Raw genomic sequence first — 19,741 nt, forward strand, 5'->3', positions numbered from 1 at the left:
CCAATCAGGAGGTTTGCCGGGGAGGCTCTCCTTCCCCGGCGCGGGTTTAACGCTAACTGGATGGAATATAGAGCATGTTAATTAGGGCCGCCGCTATGGTGGTAGCCGGATCTTTGCCATCCACCGCCGGTGCCAGGTTGGTCCAAACCACCAGAGTCACCTTGTTGACAGGATCATGCCCCATAAAGGAGTTATAGCCGGGCAGCTCACCAGTATGACCATAGAGGCTGCCAAACTTGGCGATCCCCAGCCCATAATAGGCAGTGTTGGGATTATCGGGATCTATCGGCCTGACACTATCCAGACGCCTTCGCTGCCAATCGGCATCCAGCAGTTCTCCGGCAACCAAAGCTTCTACCCAGGTTGCCAACTCATTGGCACTGGAGATCCCGGCGCCGGCCGCCCAGCCCCAGGAAGGATTGGCCTCGGTTTGATCTATGGGTGCCAGAATGCCCTCTCTGGCTTCTCGCTGCATCTTTTCGGGCAGCTTAAAGGGCGGATCCATAGTCAACACATTGGTGCCATACATATAACCCCGCGCCAAGGGCGCGGGAAGAGTATTAGAATGGATATCGGGAAACAGAGTCCGCTCAAGACCCAAGGGGGCAAACAACCTCTGCTGCATCACAGCCGCCAGCGGCTTGCCATCGATTTGCTCGGCGATCAGTCCCAGCAAGACGGTATTGGTATTGGAGTATTCAAATGCGCTGCCGGAGGCAAAACCTGGCTTATGGGCAAAACTCATTGCCAGCAGCTCAGCCTGAGTCCACACCTTGGTTGGCTGCTCATCAAGTGTCTGATTCAACTCGAGCGTGGTGCTGTAATTGAACAGGCCGCTACGCATAGTAAGCAAATGCTCTATGGTGATCGACTCACCGTTTGGCACATTGTCGAGATACATGGAGACAGTGTCACTCAGTTGCAGTCGCCCTTGCTGCGCCATCTGCAAAATCACGGTACCGACCCAGGTCTTGGTATTGGAGCCCACCCTGACATGCTGATCAAAGTCGGTCGCTTCACTGCCGCCATAACGGGTTACCCCATAGGCGGTTTTAAAGTCGCCCCTAGGCGTTCGCAGAATCACCACGGCGCCGGGAACCAGCATCTCCTTGGCCAGTTGTTCCACCGTCTGCTGCATCTTGGCCGTGTCGACAGGATTGAGCACCACTTCTTGTGAATCCGAATTGCAGGCGCTCAGCAAACTCACAGAGACCAAGATAGACGCATGGATAGGCAGATAAGCCCAAAACCCCTTGGCACTGACGGCCACCTTATCGCCAAAGGGTCCGGCTCCCAAGCACACCCGACTCAACACTCGATTGAACATAAACAGCCTCTCCCTATCTGTTATCGCATACCGGCGAGCTAGACTATCCCGCCTTCCATTGCACCACACTAACCTAATGGGCTTTGGCAGTGGGTTCAAGTTGTTGTGAGAGAAATATGGCGAGTATTGCCGGGAGCAAAAGGTCCCGCTGCCAGGCTGTTTAACAAACTCAGCTACAGCGACTAATCAACTTTGACGTAGAAGCAGTTGCATTTACAACTGAACAAGCCGATTTGCGGCTCCTTGGGCTTCTTGCCACTGCGCTTGGCCTGTGAATTGGCCACCTCGACAGCATGCTTGATCTCGCTGATTTCCTTGCGGGATAAGCGCCTGGTATGCCCATGTACTGGGCAACGCTCTCTTTCACCATCATGGGTGATACGTTCACCTGACATGCTCCATTCTCCTTTTTATTTTTCGCCCGCCTGGCTGCTAGCCTCCACGGTAGTTCAGCTGCTTATGCTAATTTGCCAACACAGCTCATTTTGCTGTTCAGCCCTAATATTGATATCCATAAACTGCTTGATGACCTCAATATTGGTGCTTGTGTGCAGGCTCGGTTTACTGGTCGTGTAACTGCCCTTTCCAGCCAAGGCCATGGGAATGAGTAACTGATCCGCCAGTTGCTCTTCCACTGCTGCTTCGGCGCTAACAAACTTATTTACCCGCCCCGCACATCGCTTGGCCACGCGCTCTGCCGAGAGGCCCTGCTCACCAACCACTTCAAACAGGTTGGTATGTGTCTTACCCTGGATTGTTAACTGAAAGCTATTACCTGGCCCTATGGAGTCCACATCCGTGATTATGCCTGACGATGCGCTCCACCCCAGAACCGTTTTTGCTGCAGCCACTTCTCTTTGCCCAATAGATACAGGTAACTGGCTGACAAGTGCATGAAGCCCGCAGTTTTCCGGTTTTTTTGCAGACTCACTTCCAGACTCCATGAGCCTAATTGGGCTCAAGACTTTTGCCGGCTTTATCTCTATCTGCCACTTGCCACCACCTACCGGATAAAACCCAAGCGAAGACTTCACAATTTGGCAGTCGATGCCCATCAGCTTTAACAGCGGCAAATAGGACTGCTCCAGAAAACACAGCGAGGGCGACATTCCATTGTGTGTGCCACCTTCAAACTCGACCATGGAGCCTGCCTTCGCCAGCGCTAAAACCGGCAAAATGGTTTGGCACACCAACACTGTGCTTCCTGCTGTGCCAATGGCGAAGCGATAATCGCCGGGCAAAACCTCACCGGGCGAAAACCGTATCCGGCTGGAGCCCAGTTCCACCCCTTCTGTGCTCGCCTCACATATCGCTTGTGCCGCCAATACCGAGGTCAGGTGTTGGCGCAGCAATCCGGGTTTCTTACGCTTGGCTCGAATATTGACTATTTCGATTGGCCGCTGAGTCAAAATAGACAGGGTCAATGCTGTCCTTAACACCTGACCACCGCCTTCTCCCTGCGCCCCATCTATCACTAAATACGGCATGATTTACCCCTTAACGCACACAACTTGCTTCAAGGTGTAAACCACTTCAACCAAATCTTTCTGCGCTTCCATGACCTTATCTATATCCTTGTAGGCATGAGGTATCTCATCAATGACTGCCGCATCTTTACGGCACTCCACCCCTTGAGTGGCTTCAATTTGATCTTTGACCTTATATACCTTTTTCGCCTGGGTTCTGGACATTACCCGCCCGGCACCGTGACTGCAGCTATTGAAACTTTCGGGGTTTCCCAAGCCCCTGACAATGAAGGAACGAGCCCCCATACTTCCTGGAATAATCCCCATTTCGCCCTTTTCAGCTCGAACGGCACCTTTACGGGTGACATAGCAGTCTTTACCGAAATGCCGCTCCCGGGAGATATAGTTGTGATGGCAATTCACCGCCAATTCCGCTGTCGAAAACCCTGTCGGGATCAGCTTTCTTAAGGCTGCAATCGCATTGAACATCATGATTTCACGGTTTTTCGCCGCATAATCCTGCGCCCACTCCACAGCCTCGACATAGTCATCAAAATACTCACTCCCCTCTTCCAGATAAGCCAAATCCATATCGGGCAGGTTAATCTGATGGCGCTGCATCTCTTTCCTGGCCAGTTCGATAAAATAGGTACCTATCCGGTTGCCCACACCGCGACTACCTGAATGCAACATAATCCACACGGCATTATTTTCGTCCAAACAGAGCTCAAGAAAGTGATTGCCTGTACCCATAGTGCCTAAGTGGTTCAGGTTATTACTCTTCTTTATTGCCGGGTGCTTTTCACAAATTCGCTCGAACCTGGTTGCCAGTTTTTTCCATTCCTCGGCCACCAGCTCAGGAACATTGTGCCAGGCACCTCTGTCCCTTGCCCCTCTGGCTCTTCCGGTTCGGCCATGGGGGATAGCGGCCTCAAAGGCACTTCTTATTCCAGCCAAATTATCCGGAAGCTGACTGGCGGATAAGGTCGTTTTGACGGCTACCATGCCGCAGCCAATATCGACACCAACGGCAGCGGGAATAACGGCATCCACCGATGGTATTACGCTGCCAATGGTTGCCCCCTTGCCCATATGGACATCCGGCATAACCGCTATGTGTGAATGTACCAAAGGCATAGCAGCAATGTTGTTCAACTGCTCCAGAGCCTTGTCTTCAAAAGGAACTCCCTTGGTCCACGCTTTAATCGTTGCCCGTCCCTTGCTTTCTATAACGTTGTAATTACTACACATTACTGATTCCTTTACTTCCAATCCATTTCTCAGCGGGCTACGGCATCCTCTTCGCCGCAGCCCTTCCCGTCAGGCAATTTTCACTATGCCATTCATAAGCCCTTCCAGGCCGCCGTAAACCGTCAGGTTGCCTATCTTGTCCGACACTTTCTCGAGTGCTTCAAGCTCCTTCAACCGCATCAAGGTAGGATTGTTTTCCATCACCTTGGCAGTGTTGTGCAAACTTCTGGTGGCCGATGTTTCTTCGCGGCGCTTGATCACATTGGCTTCCGCCGCTTTTTGTGCTTCCACCACCTGATTCAATATCGCCTTCATCTCTCCCGGCAGAATAATGTCCTTCACGCCCACATTGACCAGTGAGATACCTATCGCAGTAAGCTGATCTGAAACCAGTTCCTTAACTGTTTCATTGACATACAACTTATCCAACAGAATATCGTCCAGGGACTTAGTGCCAACCGCTTCCCGTAACGCCAGTTGCAATGTTTTGTAGACAAAGTCATCCACCTTATCCACGCTGCGGGCAGCAAGTTCGGCATCCTGCAATCTAATGCTCGCGCTAAGATTAATCCGCAGGCTCACCCTGTCTTTACTCAAGATTTCCTGGCCTGAAATCTCCAGCATCTGCGTCCGGCAATCAAAGGGCTTCACTTCAATCGTGTGATTGAACTGCCAAAATGCGTGCTGCCCCGGCTCTAACCTGCGTATGAATCGACCATTTACATACAACAAGCCGATATGGTCTTTGGCGACAGAGATATCCGCAATCGGCTTAATCGCCACTGTACGGTTGCTTCTGATCAATCTTGTAGCGGTATTGGCTCCCGCACGATTGATCAAGAAGAGCAGCTTTTCATCAACTTGCAGATTTTCCTCAATTGAGAGGGTATCCAACCTCAATTCCCCCGCGTCTTTCCACAGGTAAAGGTGCTCACCCGGTGCAACAATGCCTTGCAACAGATCGTCCACATAGAGCAATCCCACTTCATTGCTCGACAGTTTCCAATGCGAGATGTGTTTACGCAGAGCATCGCTGCTTCGGTAAAGTCTGTCGGCATTTTTTTCAGCAAAGTAGAGCGTATTGATATCAAAGGTAATGAATTCCAGATCATCTTTAATATCCCAAATTTTGTGCTTCCCGGGCATAAGTACATCCGCCAGCATTTGATTTTTAAACATCAATACCCTTTGATTTTCAGCGACTGTAACCGTTTTTCTTATTGAGAGTTTTTTAAACATAGTTAATTTCCTTTTATCCTTTCACTTACCCGGAAGTAAGTGGAGTTAGCAAGAGTTCATTGCTTAACTGAGAAAGGCACCTGATTTCTAAATGGCAGGGAGCATCCTGCTGGCTACCATTGGTCCATCTTTAGCGTTTATCAGTCATTGGCAAAAACGACTCGCTAACCTTGATTCTTGCAATTTGAATTTAGGGCGGGATTTGAACCCACAACAATCGAATTAACACTTCGATGCTCTACCAATTTGAGCTACCTGTATTTAAGGAAGGATTCGAACCTTCGACTACGACATTACGCCGCTGCTCTATCCTCTGAGCTACTTAAATCCTATTAAGATGGGAATCGAACCCATGACCGACGAATCCACTTCGCTGCTCTTCCAACTGAGCTACTTAATAGTGCATTTGATTAGGCATACGCAGTCACAGTGTTCAGCGCACCGGTGTGACCTTTGAATCACAACCACTTAATCAGACAAGTTATCTATATCAATCAATGTGCCAACTTAGGCATTAACTAAAAATAAAACACATAACACCTTGATTATTAAGCACAAATAATTCTTGCAACTCATAAACCCTGTTTTATTACCAGGTTGACCGCAAACAGAAAAAGTAATTAAATGGATACGAACATATCAATATGGATATCACAAATAATGAAACGCACTGTGGTCGTAAGTTTGGTTGGCACTCAATTGGATTACACAGGGAAAGGAAGTGATAGATGGGCCAAGTGGCGCCCCAATGTCAGCTTATGCAGCCAAGAAGATTTGATTGTCAGCCAACTGCACATGCTTCATGACAACCACAGTAAAAGGTTGGCCAGCAGTGTTGCGGCCGATATTGGCAGCATTTCACCGGAAACAGAAGTCGAATTACACAATGTGAACTTCAATGATCCCTGGGATTTTGAAGAGGCTTACTCAAAACTCTATGATTGGTGCCACCAACAGGTATTCGATACCGACCGGAACGACTATCTATTCCACATCACCACAGGTACCCATGTTCTGCAGATATGTATTTTCCTGCTGACAGAGAGCGGCCACTTTCCCGGCCGCTTGATACAAACCTCACCGGATAGAGGCAATAAAAATAAGGCTATAGGAAAAACCCAGATCATTGATTTGGACCTTTCCAAGTACGACCAACTGGCGACACGCTTCGACAAGGAACACCTCGAAGGAAAAGAGTTTCTTAAGAGTGGTATAGAGACGAAAAATGCGGCATTTAACCGACTGATTACGCAAATCGAAAAGGTCGCGATCCGCTCCAGCGATCCTATGTTGCTCACAGGCCCAACCGGTGCCGGCAAGAGTCAACTTGCTACCCGTATTTTTCAGCTGAAGAAAAAGCGCTCAATGTTGGAAGGAGAGCTGGTATCGGTAAACTGTGCAACGCTGAGAGGCGAAAATGCCATGGCGGCATTGTTTGGTCACACCAAAGGAGCCTTTACCGGGGCGCAAAAAGAACGCCGTGGATACCTTCTGACAGCAAATAAAGGCATGTTATTTCTAGATGAAATAGGTGAGCTCGGGCTGGAAGAACAAGCCATGCTGCTGCACGCAATTGAAAACAAGACTTTTCATCCTGTGGGCAGTGATCAACCGGTTTCCAGCGACTTTCAGTTGATAGCCGGAACAAATAGAAATCTGAAGTCACAAGTCCATCAGGGCCTTTTTCGGGAAGATCTGCTGGCCAGGATCAACTTGTGGACCTATGAACTCCCCGCATTAAAAGATCGCAAAGAAGACATCCCAGCCAATATTGACTACGAAGTCAAACTCTACGAACAAAAAACCGGACAGCGAATTCAATTCAATAAAGAGGCTAGGGTTGCATTCGAAAACTTTGCCACTTCCAACATGGCTATTTGGTCGGGTAATTTCCGCGATCTAAGTTCAGCCATCACAAGATTGTGTACATTGGCAGACTCATCAAGGATCTCTGTGGATGATGTGAAAGAAGAAATCGCGCGACTAGAGCAGTTCTGGCAATCTTCTCCACACGATACTCAGGTAGAAACGCTGAAGCAGTATCTTGCAGATGAAGAAATTGCCCAGTTGGACCAGTTTGATGCCAATCAGCTCAACTATGTTTTAAATATCTGCAAGCAACACGGCAGCATGGCATCGGCCGGCAGAGAGTTATTCGATGTCAGTAGAACCAAGAAAGCCCAAACCAACGATTCGACAAGATTGCAAAAGTATCTCCAAAAATTCGGCTTAACTTGGTCGAAGATACAATCCAAGGGGAAAGAATTAGCCTGATATCATAGGATGCAAGAGGTTTGAACAAACTCACCGACACGCCAATAGAATAAGTAGATAGATAAGCTGTACTAGCTCACCCACCTCCTAACCCTGGAACTCTGGGTCTGCCACACGAATCTGGCCCAGTTTCCGTTTTATCAGCGCCCTGACGCTATCATCTCCCAGCCCCAGATTATTGGCTATGCACCAACTGAGTATTCCTGTCTAACACATTTAACACGGCTTGACGGGCAAATTTTCTGATGGGCTACCACCTGGACTGATAAACAACATGCTCAGTTCCCAGCTCGATATGTTTATCCAAAGCATTAATGAGGTATGTTTAGTCTCGAACGACCTCCCATACCCCTTCTCTCCTGAAAAAGCATACAGCACTAAAAACCTAATGCTGTACGCCGATTTCAACAGCCCTGTCCGCTTCACATCCAGGCTTTAATCACACCTATTTATGATAGCTGGAGCCAAATAATCAAAGAGTATCGCAAAACATTTCCCTAACACCTTGACCACTCTTGAACGCACAATCAATGGCTAATTGTCTATCGGCACTGAGGTTACCCATCTCCTGGTCAATGAGTTCAGCCCCCTGTTCCAGGGTATTGGCTTCTATCACGGTTTGGAAAAGCTGCAAATACCAGTTTTGGTTCGGCCTTAACGCTACTCCTTGTCTTTCAAAGTACTGGCATGTTCGAATGATCACAGAGCATTGCATCATCACATAGGTGGACTTCGCTTCTGTATTGCTCCATAACTGTTCTATGCTCATTAACGCAAATAAGCCAGACAAAGTTTGAGCAAGCAAATATTGCCCCACCAATTCAGCTGTATCCTGATTTCGATACTTTAAGTGGGAGTCAACAATGAAAAAGATACTAAAACAACATTCCGCCATCGAAGTAACCAACTGCTTATTTTCAGGGAATCCCTTATCCCTCAAGCCGGAAACAACATCATCCAATACAACTTCGTATATGTTGGACAACAAAGTATCCAAAGCAGCAGGTAATTGAAGCTGCTCGTCAGCAGCCGATACAGAGTCGGACTTACGCAATGCGACCACTAGCTCTTCGAGCATATTCGTCAGTATCAAAACTTCGTTTTCAGAGAACTGATCCAAGTACTGGAAGTCATAGTCATTAATAAAGAGAGTTTTTTTATCACAGCGAATACTACGAATTTCACTTAAGGAAAAACTCTCTACCTTTCTCAGCGTACCTTTAGCCCAAATAGCATGAGGAGTCACAACCAAAAAATCTTTGGTTGTTTGCATAAAGGTGTTATCCACAATCATCAGGATATCGTAAGGTTCGATTTTACCCTCTGATATTTCGATTACTTTTCTGACTTTGTGGACTTTGATAGCCGGCGCGATTTGGATTTGTTGGGATAGACGATGCCTCTTGGCCACGGCGTTAACTATATCCAAGTAGACCCGCTGATAGCTACCTTCAAAAGCGGGCTTGGGACAGGATTCCTGCTCCGGCTTTTCAGGCTTAAGGCTTTCGGGGGCAGCGCTTTCAGCTTTGTCGCTCGCCGGTGCTGTATTACTGGCCGGAGCTGTATTGGTGAGAGATACGCCACCATTTGCATCTGCTGCCGGAATAACACTCTCGGTTGTAACGCCTTCAGGGGGAAGATTTTCAGCAGTAACGCAGGCTTGTTCCACATTCGAAACTTCAGCAGTTTCTGCCGCCCCTGTATTGCCTTGTATCTTTTGGGCCAGTTTTTCCAATAGTTTCAATAAAACCGCGGGCTTCATACCGGAACCCGCCATACCAAAAGCACAGCCTTGCCCCAACAACAGATCTGAACCGTCAACAGCATGCTCTTGACTGGTGTTTATCAACTCTTCCCACGACATGTGGTTTTTTGCAGAAGTTGTGGTCCAGTCATTTTTCCAAAACAATCCTTCAGATGTAAATGCCAGACCATTTTTTGCAGAACCAAACACCGTAGAATCGACTATGGCATAAATATCGACCGATGATGACATGCCATAACATGCACTTGCATTTTTAGCTTTCTTGCTGGGTATGTTGGGCGCAACAAAAAGCCCATCAGAGTGGAAGTTCTGCAAAATCTCCAGCACATCTGTTTCCATTTATCCTGTTCCTTGTATAAAACCTTGCTCAATACATAGCTATGTAACGTATTGATATAATTTGAGTAAGAACAAGGATAAGTGCAGCAAGCAGCCCCCTGCAATGCTTTCTTAACAAAAGTATGAACTCAAACGACATCATCAATCCTGCCTCTGTGTCCTACAGGTTCTACCGGGTGTCTGCCATGACAACAGCAGCCATATTGAACTGCTTACCCATCGATAACAGGCTCAAGCTGACGACCGACTTTAGCCATGTATTCAAAGGGCCGAATGGTACGCAGGAGCCACTTACAGCGCTTTGTAAAGCCAGAGCTGTGGATCTGCAACGACGGCGAAGGCATTGTCGGAAGCTTTTTAGCTGAATCTCCGAGGCTCCCTGGTACTAATCTCGGTGAAAGGTCAAAATTTTTCAGTTCTTTAAGCTAAGCAATTACCGTAAAGGGATGGAATTTGAATAGGTTGCACGTGTAACGGAGGGATGCCAAGATACCCTAACATCTGTTGGAAAAATAGCGGCCCCAAAGTAGGAGTTTATGAATAATTACGAAGAACAATACTACAAAGTTTTTGAAGTACCATTTCGAGAAACTTACCTTCATTTGAAGGCATCACTGGATACTGGCCGCCGTCGCTACAGCTTCACTAAATTAGATGCTATTGATGGACCAATATTTTTTACGAATGCAGATAAAGGCGAAATGCCGTTCATAGTAAGTGATTTTTTACTCCATAGTTTTTTCCCTGTGGTTTCTAAGAAAATTGCCGACATAATCATGCCTTATAGCATTAATGGCTTTCAGTTGTTTCCTACTGTGTTAATTGATGATAATGAGAAGTGGCATGAAGATTTTTTCTTTTTTAATGCTTATGACAAACTCGACTGTATAGACTTTGACAGCAGTGACATATATGATTATTCATCAGAAGACAGTATACACGAAGTCATTCGGTATAAATTAAAAAACGAAGTGTTAGATACGATTCCATTAGAAAACCGTTTGATCATACGCCCGAGTAAAGTTGCTGGTGGCGGTTTATTCATTCATGAAACTCTTGTGACTCAAATTATTAAGCATGTCGACCCTAGTGCCTTTAAGTTCTTTCGACTGAGTGAATACACATTAGGGGATAAATATGTATAGCATTGTATTTTTTACAGGTTGGTGACTGCTTTTTGAAACCATAGCTATACAGAAAAGCTTTTGAAGACACCTAAATAAGTGATCCTAATTGTGCTCCACCTTCATGAGACCATGCCCACCACCAGGGAATGGTGAAGCCTGGTCCATAAAGTACTTAACTCGCTCCATCTGCTTAAGCATACCCATCAACAACTAGCTCAAGCTGACCAGGGACTTTAGCCGTTTATCCAAGGGCTGGATGGTATACCGAAGGCACTTACGGACGGCTCTACTCACCTGCAACGACAACGAAAGCAAAGGTTGCATGGCCAGCAGTTGTTTAGCTGAATCCCCGAGGCTCCAAGTATTTCTCTCCATCGAACTTTGTTCGATTTCAATAATCTCTTAAATTCGACTTTTGTCTTCACTTTAAGCCGAATGGGCTACAAAAGGTTAAAGAATGATGTTCTTTCTGAAAACATCATTCTGACAGCAACACAGGTAACTAGAGTCTTTAATCAGCTAACGATGGATGTCTTTATTTTTTTAGTTTTTTGATTTCTTCGTATTCATAACTAGTAATTTCATACGGATTACCATATGGATCGCTAAAATAAATAGACCATGACAGAGCATGATCACTTTCTTTGAAATCAACACCATGATTACCAAGCTGCGCTTTCCATTCTTCGTAGTTTGTAGAATCCACAGAAAACGCCACGGTCGTATTTACTAAAGTGTCTGATTCAAAGAGTGCAATGTGAACACCACCATTTTCAATCGTTAATGGCCCACCTTCTAAAAACCCAGGGCGGGATCCCACTTTAAATTGAACTTTTACGGTTGGTCATGATCTGATCTGCCTTGCCCTTAATCCACAGATGACCATGACCCTTTTGAAACAACTAGAACAGATTACCGATCCCCGTAAGGACATCAATCTAAAGCATAATTTAGTGGATGTGGTGTTCCTGACACTCAGTGCTATCCTCAGCGGTGCGACTGGGTGGAAGTCTATTCAGGAATTCGGAGAAGAACAGCTAGATTGGCTCCGTCTGTACCGAAAATTCGAAAATGGCATCCCTAAAAGGCATTGTATCAGTAATATAATCAAAGCATTGGACAGCGAACTGCTCCTTCAAGCCATATTTGGCTGGATCAATGAGCAACGGCAAACGGAAGGGAAAACCGTTATCGCGCTGGATGGAAAAACCCTGCGCGGGGCGTGGAGTGAGGATGCTAAGAATGCACTCCATGTTGTCAGCGCATTTGATGTCGGCAACGGCATTACACTTTACCAAGACAGTTCACATTCTAAAGGGAAAGAAGCTGAAGTCGCCCGCAACATGATTGATGCTATGGCACTGGATAATGCCGTTCTGACGCTGGATGCACTGCATTGTCAGGTGTCTACCATGAACAAAATTAAACAGGGGAACGGTGATTTCATTATTCAGCTCAAGTCGAACCAGCCGGGATTATTTGAAGCAGTCAAAACCAGCTTCAGTAAAGCGTATGAGCAGCCAGAACTGGCTATATTTGAGCAGTTCAACATGGGTCATGGCCGCAGGGAGCGCCGAACAGTCATGCAGATAGAAGCAGAATTATCAGCGGAACTTAAGAAAAAGTGGCCGCACATCACCTCATTTATCGAAGTTGCCAGTGAACGGACAGTCGATGGAATAACATCATGTTCTTCACGCTGGTATGTCAGTTCCTTACCGCTCAATGCCGAAGAGGCCGCGAGGACTATTCGAGAGCATTGGGGGGTAGAAAATCAGCTCCATTGGGTGCTGGATGTGGTCTTCCGCGAAGATGCGCTGAAGGTAACGGATCCTGATGGCGCAAAGCATCTCGCCCTATTTAACCGAGCGGCTCTGAGTGCGATAAGGCAGCACCAAGGCAAAAAAGACAGTCTGGCAGGTAAGCGCCGCCGTGCTGGTTGGAGTCCTACATTTCGCTCAGAGTTGTTATTTGGTTAAGATATAAACAAAGTGGAATCCCGCCCTGCTAAAAACCAACGTTCAAGTGACTCAACTCGATTGAACCCTAATACTTCTTTGTACCATTGCTCCGCACTCAAACGATCTGGCGCATAAATATGGATGTGATCTATTTTCTCTAGCTTTGGCATAATTTTATCTCCATATACTTATATCTTAGAAAGGCATAACGACGTGTAATGAGGCCGTACCAGCGTAGGGCCAAGTGACGTATGGTACTTTATTACGTAAGTTGTACCGAGCGTACTGGTACCCACCCTATTTCGCCCGTTGGCCTCGAGACTCGATACCACGAATTGAGTTCAAACAGCACTGACAGTTTTTCACCTATGGCAGTATTGAGCTCAACATTGTCATAATCTTGAAGCATGATACCCACGGAGCTGCCATCAACCTTTTCTATATATTGAACTGGAGCCCAACCCTGCTCACCTGCATCATTGGTTATAAAAATCCAATTGGGAAATTCGCCATCTATTTCACCCTGTTCGACTTTATCGCCTTGCTTCAAATAAAACGGATTTGGATATTCTGAGACATGCTGTTCAATAGCAACTACTTCCATATTTTCTCCAAAGTACATAACACCTTTGGCTAGGGAATCCCCAGGTAATTCCGTAACTAGAGATGTTGCAGTGTGGTCAATGCATCGTATTTTTGCAGGATTAGAGGGAAAATTTCAGATACGGCTCAACGCCGCAGTAGCGAGTCCAAGCAGCAATAATGGCGTCACTGCCGAAGAGAAGACAATGAAGCCGATCATTTTCGCCGCGCAGTTTACTTGAGTAAATGAGCAGCGAAAATGATTGGATGAAGCCCTAACTAATGTGCTCCACTAAACCATAATTGCGTTGCTGACGAAGCACTCTTTGTGTAAGCCCAAACCGGGGGCAAATCGATGGCGCCAGCGCGCAGTTGACTGATGTCAATGAGCACTGGCGCCAAGATTTAACGCCGCAGTAGCGAGTCCAAGCAGCAATTACTCGTACTCAGACATGGGCACACAGGCACAAAACAAATTCCTATCCCCATACACATCATCAATACGATTCACGGTCGGCCAGAACTTGTTGGCCTTGACTGTGGCATTAGGGAATACCGCTAGTTCGCGATCGTATGGACGGCTGTCGAAGGCGGGATCCATGATGTCGGCTAACGTGTGTGGTGCATTGTGCAGCGGGTTATTGTCCGCAGGCCACTCACCGGCTTCGACCCGGGCGATTTCACCGCGGATGGCCACCATGGCTTCGATAAATCTGTCCAGCTCGGCCTTGGACTCAGACTCGGTCGGCTCGATCATCAGGGTTCCGGCAACCGGGAAGCTCATGGTAGGAGCGTGGAAGCCGTAGTCGTTGAGGCGTTTGGCCACATCCATTTCAGTCACACCGGAGGCTTCTTTCAGCGGACGCAGATCGATAATGCACTCGTGAGCCACACGGTCGTTACGGCCGCGGTAGAGCACAGGATAGTGCTCTGACAGCTTCTTCATCACATAGTTGGCGTTGAGCATGGCGTTCTGGGTTGATTCACGCAAGCCCTTGGCGCCCAACAGCTTGATGTACATCCAGCTGATTGGCAGTATGCTGGCGCTGCCGTAAGGCGCGGCAGAAACGGCGCCGTTGTTGTCGCTTTCGCGGCCCGGCTTAACCAGAGTATGACCGGCAACGAAAGGAGCCAAATGCGCTTTTACGCCGATGGGACCCATGCCTGGACCACCGCCGCCATGAGGGATGGCGAAGGTCTTGTGCAGGTTGAGGTGGGAAACGTCCGCGCCGATAAAGCCGGGAGTGGTCACGCCCACCTGGGCATTCATGTTGGCACCGTCCAGATACACCTGGCCGCCGTGTTGATGGATCACCTCACAGATCTCCGAGACGGTTTCTTCATACACGCCGTGGGTAGAAGGATAAGTGATCATGATGCAGGACAGGTTGTCGGCCACTTCGGCTGCCTTGGCGCGCAGATCTTCCATGTCCACGTTGCCGCGCTTGTCACAGGCCACAACCACTATCTTCATACCGGCCATCTGCGCCGAAGCCGGGTTGGTACCGTGAGCCGACTGAGGGATCAGACAGACATTGCGGTGCCCCTCGCCTCGGGATTCATGGTACTTCTTGATGGCCAACAGACCGGCGTATTCGCCGGATGCACCCGAGTTGGGCTGCAGGCACATGGCGTCATAGCCGGTGATTTCCACCAGATAGTCAGACAGCTCATTGAGCAGCTTTTCATAACCCTTGGCTTGATCCAGCGGGCAGAATGGATGCAGGTTGGCAAATTCCGGCCAGCTGATAGGCAGCATCTCGGCGGTGGCATTCAGCTTCATGGTGCATGAACCCAGAGAGATCATCGAGTGGTTCAGCGCCAGGTCTTTGTTTTCAAGACGCTTGATGTAGCGCAGCATCTCGGTTTCGCTGTGGAAGCTGTTGAAGGTTGGATGCGTCAGGATGGCCTCATCACGCAGCAGCGCCGCAGGGATGGAGTCACTGCCCTTGGCAAGGATTTCAGCGTCCAGTGCCGCCACATCCAGGCCATGACCGGCGCCCAGGATGATATCGAACAGGGCAGCCAGATCGTCAGCAGTCGTGGTTTCATCCAGGCTGACACCCAGAGTGCCTTCGACATCGATACGCAGGTTGCTCTCGGCGGCAATGGCGCGGGCCAGCACGGCGTCTTTGTCGGCCACTTTGAAGGTCAGAGTGTCGAACCAGCTAGCGTTGACCAACTCAACGCCCTTGGTCTTGAGGCCGGCGGCGAGAATGTCGGTCAGGCGGTGAATACGCTCAGCTATGGTCTTCAGCCCTTGTGGGCCATGGTATACGGCGTAGAAAGAGGCCATGTTGGCCAGCAGGATCTGCGCGGTACAGATATTGGAGTTGGCCTTTTCGCGGCGGATATGCTGCTCACGGGTTTGCATCGCCATCCGCAGCGCTGTGTTGCCGCGGCTGTCTTTGGAAACGCCTATGATACGGCCAGGCATGGAACGCTTGTGCTCGTCTCGGGTCACGAAGAAAGCGGCGTGCGGGCCACCATACCCCATAGGCACACCGAAGCGCTGCGCGCTGCCAAAGACTACGTCGGCGCCCAGGCTACCGGGAGACTTGAGCAATACCAGCGACATGATATCGGCGGCAACAGCCACAATCGCCTTCTGCTCACGCAGCTTGGCGAAGAGTTCACGCTGATCGTTCAGCTCGCCTGTCTTGCCGCTGTACTGGAACAGGGCACCAAAGAGTTCATGATTGAGCGCTTCCTCGGCGGGGCCTACGACGACTTCAAAACCAAAGCATTCGGCGCGGGTCTTGACCACATCCAGCGTCTGCGGGAACACGTCATCGGCAACGAAAAAGATATTGGCTTTCTTGGCCTTGGATACCCGTTTGGCCAGCGCCATGGCTTCGGCGGCGGCTGTGGCTTCGTCCAGCAGCGAGGCGGAGGCCAGATCCAGGCCGGAGAGGTCCATGGACATCTGCTGGAAGTTCAGTACCGCTTCCAGACGGCCCTGGGCGATTTCCGGCTGGTAAGGGGTATAAGCCGTGTACCAACCCGGGTTTTCCAGCACATTGCGCAAAATAACGTTAGGCACTTCAGTGCCGTAGTAGCCCATGCCTATGTAGCTCTTGAAGACCTTGTTCTGCTTGGCCAGGCCCTTGATATAGGCCAGACCTTCGGCTTCGCCACAGGCTTCGCCCACGGCCAGATCCCGGTTCAGACGAATCGACTCCGGTACTATCTGCGCCGTCAGATCTTCCAGTGACTCGGCGCCTACATAGTTCAGCATCTCTTGCTGCTGCAGGGCGTCGGAGCCGATATGACGACGGATAAAGAGTTCGTGCTGCTCTAACTGAGTGAGGGTTTGCTTGGTCATGATTAACCTTGTTCCATGTTCGCCGGTATCCAGCCGTAGGGAGGCGGTGTACCAGTCTCTTTATTTAGTGGTAAAACAAACGAAGCCCCGGAGGGCTTCGTTTTTCAGCAACGCTTATTCTTCGTCGATGACAGCCTGATATCCTTCGGCATCCAGCAGGTTGTCCAGCTCAGACAGGTCAGAAGGCATGATACGGAAGAACCAGCCATCACCGAATGCATCGCTGTTGACCAGCTCAGGGCTGTCTTCCAGCGCTTCGTTGATGGCAATCACTTCACCGGACAGAGGGGCATAGATATCTGAAGCGGCCTTAACAGACTCGGCCACAGCGCAATCCTCAGAGGCGCTGACAGTGTCGCCTACTTCCGGCAATTCAACGAAAACCATATCACCCAGCAGCTCCTGCGCATGTTCAGTGATACCGACTGTGTAGCTGCCGTCTTCTTCCTTGCGGATCCATTCGTGAGAAGAAGCGTACTTCAGTTCGCTTGGAATATTGCTCATTATTCTTGTTCCTTTCCCGTGTTTTAGAATGCTTGTTTACCGTTACGCACAAAGCCTGGCGCCACTACTTTAACAGCGACGCGCTTCTTGCGCATTTCGACTTCGGCCGTATCCCCAATGGAGTTCGGTACCCGGGCCATCGCAATAGAATAGCCCAATGTCGGTGAGAATGTACCGCTGGTGATCACGCCTTCCTGCTCTTGGCCGTTGGCGTCGGTAAAGAATACCGGCATGCCGTGGCGCAGCACGCCTTTTTGCTCCATCACCAGGCCAATAAATTTGTCGGCTCCGGCCTCTTTGATGGCGGTCAGGGCTTCGCGACCGATAAAGTCACGATCGCTCGGTTCCCAGGCAATGGTCCAGCCCATGTTGGCGGCCAATGGGTTAACGGTTTCATCCATGTCCTGACCATAGAGGTTCATCCCGGCTTCCAGGCGCAGCGTATCGCGGGCACCCAGACCACATGGCTTAACACCGGCCTCGAGCAGCGCTTGCCACAGGGCTTCGGCTTCTTCGGCAGGCACTATGATTTCATAACCGGCTTCACCTGTGTAACCTGTGGTGGCCACAAACAGGCTGCCTGCCTGCACACCGAAGAAAGGCTTCATGCCTTCAACGGCCGCGTTTTGCTCGGCTGTGAACACAGTGGCGGTTTTGGCCTTGGCATTGGGGCCCTGCACGGCAATCATCGCCAGCTCAGGGCGCTCGGTCACTGTGACATCATAGGGCTTGGACTGCTCGGCAATCCAGGCGAGATCTTTTTCGCGGGTGGCTGAGTTGACGACAACCCGGTAATGGGTGTCATCGAGATAATAAGTGATCAGATCGTCAATCACCCCGGCTTCATGGTTCAGCATGCCGCTGTACAGCGCCTTGCCGGAGACCTTGAGTTTGGCGATATCGTTGGCCAGCAGTTTACGCAGGAAGGCTTTGGCGTCGCTGCCGGTGACATCAACAACCGTCATATGGGAGACGTCGAACATACCGGCGTCCTGACGCACTGCGTGATGTTCTTCTATCTGCGAACCATAGTTGAGTGGCATATCCCAACCATGAAAATCAACCATCTTGGCATTGGCTTCCAAGTGCTTGTTAAAGAGTACAGTTTTATTAGCCATTGTTATCCCTTCTAGTCGGGGCTTTACAGTGTCACCCAGGGGCAACACTGAGTTAAAATGCAGCGAAATTATACCCTGCGTCACAAATTTGTATACAAGTGATTTTTCTAATCCGAACTATTATGGATTAATTTTTCTCATGGTTTGCCTGTAATTTTTTTACAGTAAATCACAGTGCATGTATAAAAAACGCCCAAAAGCGACTATTTTTGGGCGTTTTCCTTCACATACGGCTAACCGGGGATGAAGATTATTCAGGACGGCACAAACGCGGCAGCTTGAATTTGTGTCCCATGGCCTGTTGCATGAACACAGTTTTCAGCCCAGCGACATTGTCCACCAGGTTGAGACCGAGATCGCGAATCGCCTTCTTCAGAGGATTACTGCCGGCAAACAACCGCTTGAACCCCTCCATGGCAGCTATCATCTCCATCGCCTCGGCTTTGCGCCAGCGCTCAAGGGCGCGCAGCTCGCCATAGGCGCCGATATCCTTGCCCTCGCCGTGCAATGCCGCCACGGTTTCCACTATGGCGCCGGCATCGAGGAAACCCAGGTTAACCCCCTGCCCCGCCAACGGATGTATGGTGTGTGCCGCATCGCCGGCCAACAACAAACGATGGCGGGCGAAATGGCGCGCATAACGCATCCGCAGCGGAAAACTCTGGCGTTCACTCTCCAACTGACACAGGCCCAGGCGGCCATCGAAGGCGGCGGTCAGCGCCCGGGAAAAGGCCTCATCATCCAAAGCCTGCAAGGCCTCGGCCTTTTGCGGCGGCACCGACCAGACGATGGAGCAGAGGTCACTCTCATAAAGCGGCAGAAACGCCAGTGGGCCGTCGGCACTGAACACCTGGCGGGCGCAGTCACCATGGGGCAACTGAGTGCGAATGCTGGCGACTATGGCGTGATGACCGTAATCCCAGAAGGTCAGCGGGATCTGGCACTGCTGGCGAACCCAGGAGTTGGCGCCATCGGCAGCCACCACCAGGGCGGCACTGAGGTTATCGCCGTTATCCAGCGTCAGCCAGGCTTCACGCTCACCAAAGGCGATACGCTCAAGCCGGGTGTGTTCCAGCAGTGTCAGCTGTTCCAGCTCTGCGGCTCGCTGGGCCAGGGCGTAGTGAATGGCATCGTTTTCGATTATGGTGCCAAGGGAAGTCTCGCACTGGCTCTGGGCATCAAACTGGATGCGCCCCATGCCGTCTTTTTCCCAGACATCCATTTTGCTGTATGGCCCGAGACGGGACTTGTCCAGATAGGCCCAGGCACCCAAGTGTTCAAGCAGCGCCTGGCTGGCCTTGTTGATGGCACTGACCCTCAGCCGCGGCGCCCCCTCGACCGGCGCGGCACCGGCGGCATCTATCACCACCACCTTGAGCCCGGCCTGTGCCAAACCGCAGGCCGTTGCCAATCCCACCATACCGCCGCCCACCACGGCCACATCATAGCTTTGGAAATTCATC

The 19,741-nt window shown here is 49.8% G+C and carries 15 protein-coding genes and 2 tRNA genes; 3 read left to right on the plus strand and 14 right to left on the minus strand.

The window, feature by feature from the left end:
* Positions 1–52: 52 nt before the first annotated feature.
* From ACSHSR_RS17250 to ACSHSR_RS17280, 7 genes are all read right to left on the minus strand, one after another.
* Positions 53–1,327: a serine hydrolase domain-containing protein gene (locus ACSHSR_RS17250; protein WP_101059383.1), complete on the minus strand. Its 1,275-nt coding sequence runs from the start codon at positions 1,325–1,327 to the stop codon at positions 53–55.
* Between the two features lie 182 nt (positions 1,328–1,509).
* Positions 1,510–1,722: a hypothetical protein gene (locus ACSHSR_RS17255; protein WP_101059382.1), complete on the minus strand. Its 213-nt coding sequence runs from the start codon at positions 1,720–1,722 to the stop codon at positions 1,510–1,512.
* 54 nt (positions 1,723–1,776) lie between these two features.
* Positions 1,777–2,814 (minus strand): RNA 3'-terminal phosphate cyclase, encoded by a 1,038-nt coding sequence (gene rtcA / locus ACSHSR_RS17260; RefSeq protein WP_101059381.1) that lies wholly within the window; start codon positions 2,812–2,814, stop codon positions 1,777–1,779.
* Between the two features lie 3 nt (positions 2,815–2,817).
* Positions 2,818–4,044, minus strand: a complete 1,227-nt coding sequence (locus ACSHSR_RS17265) for an RtcB family protein (RefSeq protein ID WP_096140935.1) — start codon at positions 4,042–4,044, stop codon at positions 2,818–2,820.
* A 69-nt stretch (positions 4,045–4,113) separates the two neighbouring features.
* Positions 4,114–5,283: a slipin family protein gene (locus tag ACSHSR_RS17270; RefSeq protein WP_025009018.1), complete on the minus strand. Its 1,170-nt coding sequence runs from the start codon at positions 5,281–5,283 to the stop codon at positions 4,114–4,116.
* Positions 5,284–5,541: 258 nt separating this feature from the next.
* Positions 5,542–5,611, minus strand: a tRNA-Leu gene (locus tag ACSHSR_RS17275).
* A gap of 1 nt (position 5,612) precedes the next feature.
* Positions 5,613–5,683 (minus strand) — tRNA-Pro (locus ACSHSR_RS17280).
* A 260-nt stretch (positions 5,684–5,943) separates the two neighbouring features.
* Between ACSHSR_RS17280 and rtcR the strand changes: the two genes are divergently transcribed.
* On the plus strand, positions 5,944–7,557 hold the full coding sequence (rtcR, locus tag ACSHSR_RS17285) for an RNA repair transcriptional activator RtcR (protein ID WP_044735084.1): 1,614 nt from the start codon (positions 5,944–5,946) through the stop codon (positions 7,555–7,557).
* Between the two features lie 472 nt (positions 7,558–8,029).
* Here the strand turns inward: rtcR and ACSHSR_RS17290 are convergent, their stop codons facing one another.
* The gene (locus tag ACSHSR_RS17290; protein WP_479630983.1) at positions 8,030–9,661 is read right to left on the minus strand and encodes a hypothetical protein; all 1,632 of its coding nucleotides are present in this window, start codon (positions 9,659–9,661) and stop codon (positions 8,030–8,032) included.
* Between the two features lie 536 nt (positions 9,662–10,197).
* Between ACSHSR_RS17290 and ACSHSR_RS17295 the strand changes: the two genes are divergently transcribed.
* A complete protein-coding gene (locus ACSHSR_RS17295; RefSeq protein WP_208161385.1) occupies positions 10,198–10,806 on the plus strand; it encodes an imm11 family protein in 609 nt (202 codons plus the stop codon).
* Positions 10,807–11,323: 517 nt separating this feature from the next.
* Here ACSHSR_RS17295 and ACSHSR_RS17300 read toward each other — a convergent pair.
* The gene (locus ACSHSR_RS17300; RefSeq protein ID WP_479630984.1) at positions 11,324–11,608 is read right to left on the minus strand and encodes a VOC family protein; all 285 of its coding nucleotides are present in this window, start codon (positions 11,606–11,608) and stop codon (positions 11,324–11,326) included.
* A gap of 64 nt (positions 11,609–11,672) precedes the next feature.
* On the opposite strand from ACSHSR_RS17300, the gene ACSHSR_RS17305 reads away from it, so the two are divergent.
* On the plus strand, positions 11,673–12,767 hold the full coding sequence (locus ACSHSR_RS17305) for an ISAs1 family transposase (RefSeq protein ID WP_109248997.1): 1,095 nt from the start codon (positions 11,673–11,675) through the stop codon (positions 12,765–12,767).
* Between the two features lie 244 nt (positions 12,768–13,011).
* On the opposite strand, the gene ACSHSR_RS17310 is transcribed toward ACSHSR_RS17305, so the two are convergent.
* From ACSHSR_RS17310 to ACSHSR_RS17330, 5 genes are all read right to left on the minus strand, one after another.
* Positions 13,012–13,353 carry an SH3 domain-containing protein gene (locus tag ACSHSR_RS17310; RefSeq protein ID WP_028779379.1) on the minus strand — a complete coding sequence of 114 codons (342 nt, stop codon included), beginning with the start codon at positions 13,351–13,353 and terminating at the stop codon, positions 13,012–13,014.
* 414 nt (positions 13,354–13,767) lie between these two features.
* Positions 13,768–16,656, minus strand: coding sequence for an aminomethyl-transferring glycine dehydrogenase (gcvP, locus tag ACSHSR_RS17315; protein ID WP_144191249.1), 2,889 nt, complete (start codon positions 16,654–16,656; stop codon positions 13,768–13,770).
* A 114-nt stretch (positions 16,657–16,770) separates the two neighbouring features.
* Positions 16,771–17,160: a glycine cleavage system protein GcvH gene (gene gcvH, locus ACSHSR_RS17320; RefSeq protein ID WP_025009008.1), complete on the minus strand. Its 390-nt coding sequence runs from the start codon at positions 17,158–17,160 to the stop codon at positions 16,771–16,773.
* 23 nt (positions 17,161–17,183) lie between these two features.
* Positions 17,184–18,278 (minus strand): glycine cleavage system aminomethyltransferase GcvT, encoded by a 1,095-nt coding sequence (gene gcvT / locus ACSHSR_RS17325; protein WP_025009007.1) that lies wholly within the window; start codon positions 18,276–18,278, stop codon positions 17,184–17,186.
* A 250-nt stretch (positions 18,279–18,528) separates the two neighbouring features.
* A complete protein-coding gene (locus ACSHSR_RS17330; protein ID WP_208158978.1) occupies positions 18,529–19,740 on the minus strand; it encodes an FAD-dependent monooxygenase in 1,212 nt (403 codons plus the stop codon).
* Position 19,741 lies beyond the last annotated feature (1 nt).

Source organism: Shewanella sp. VK101 (assembly GCF_056497865.1).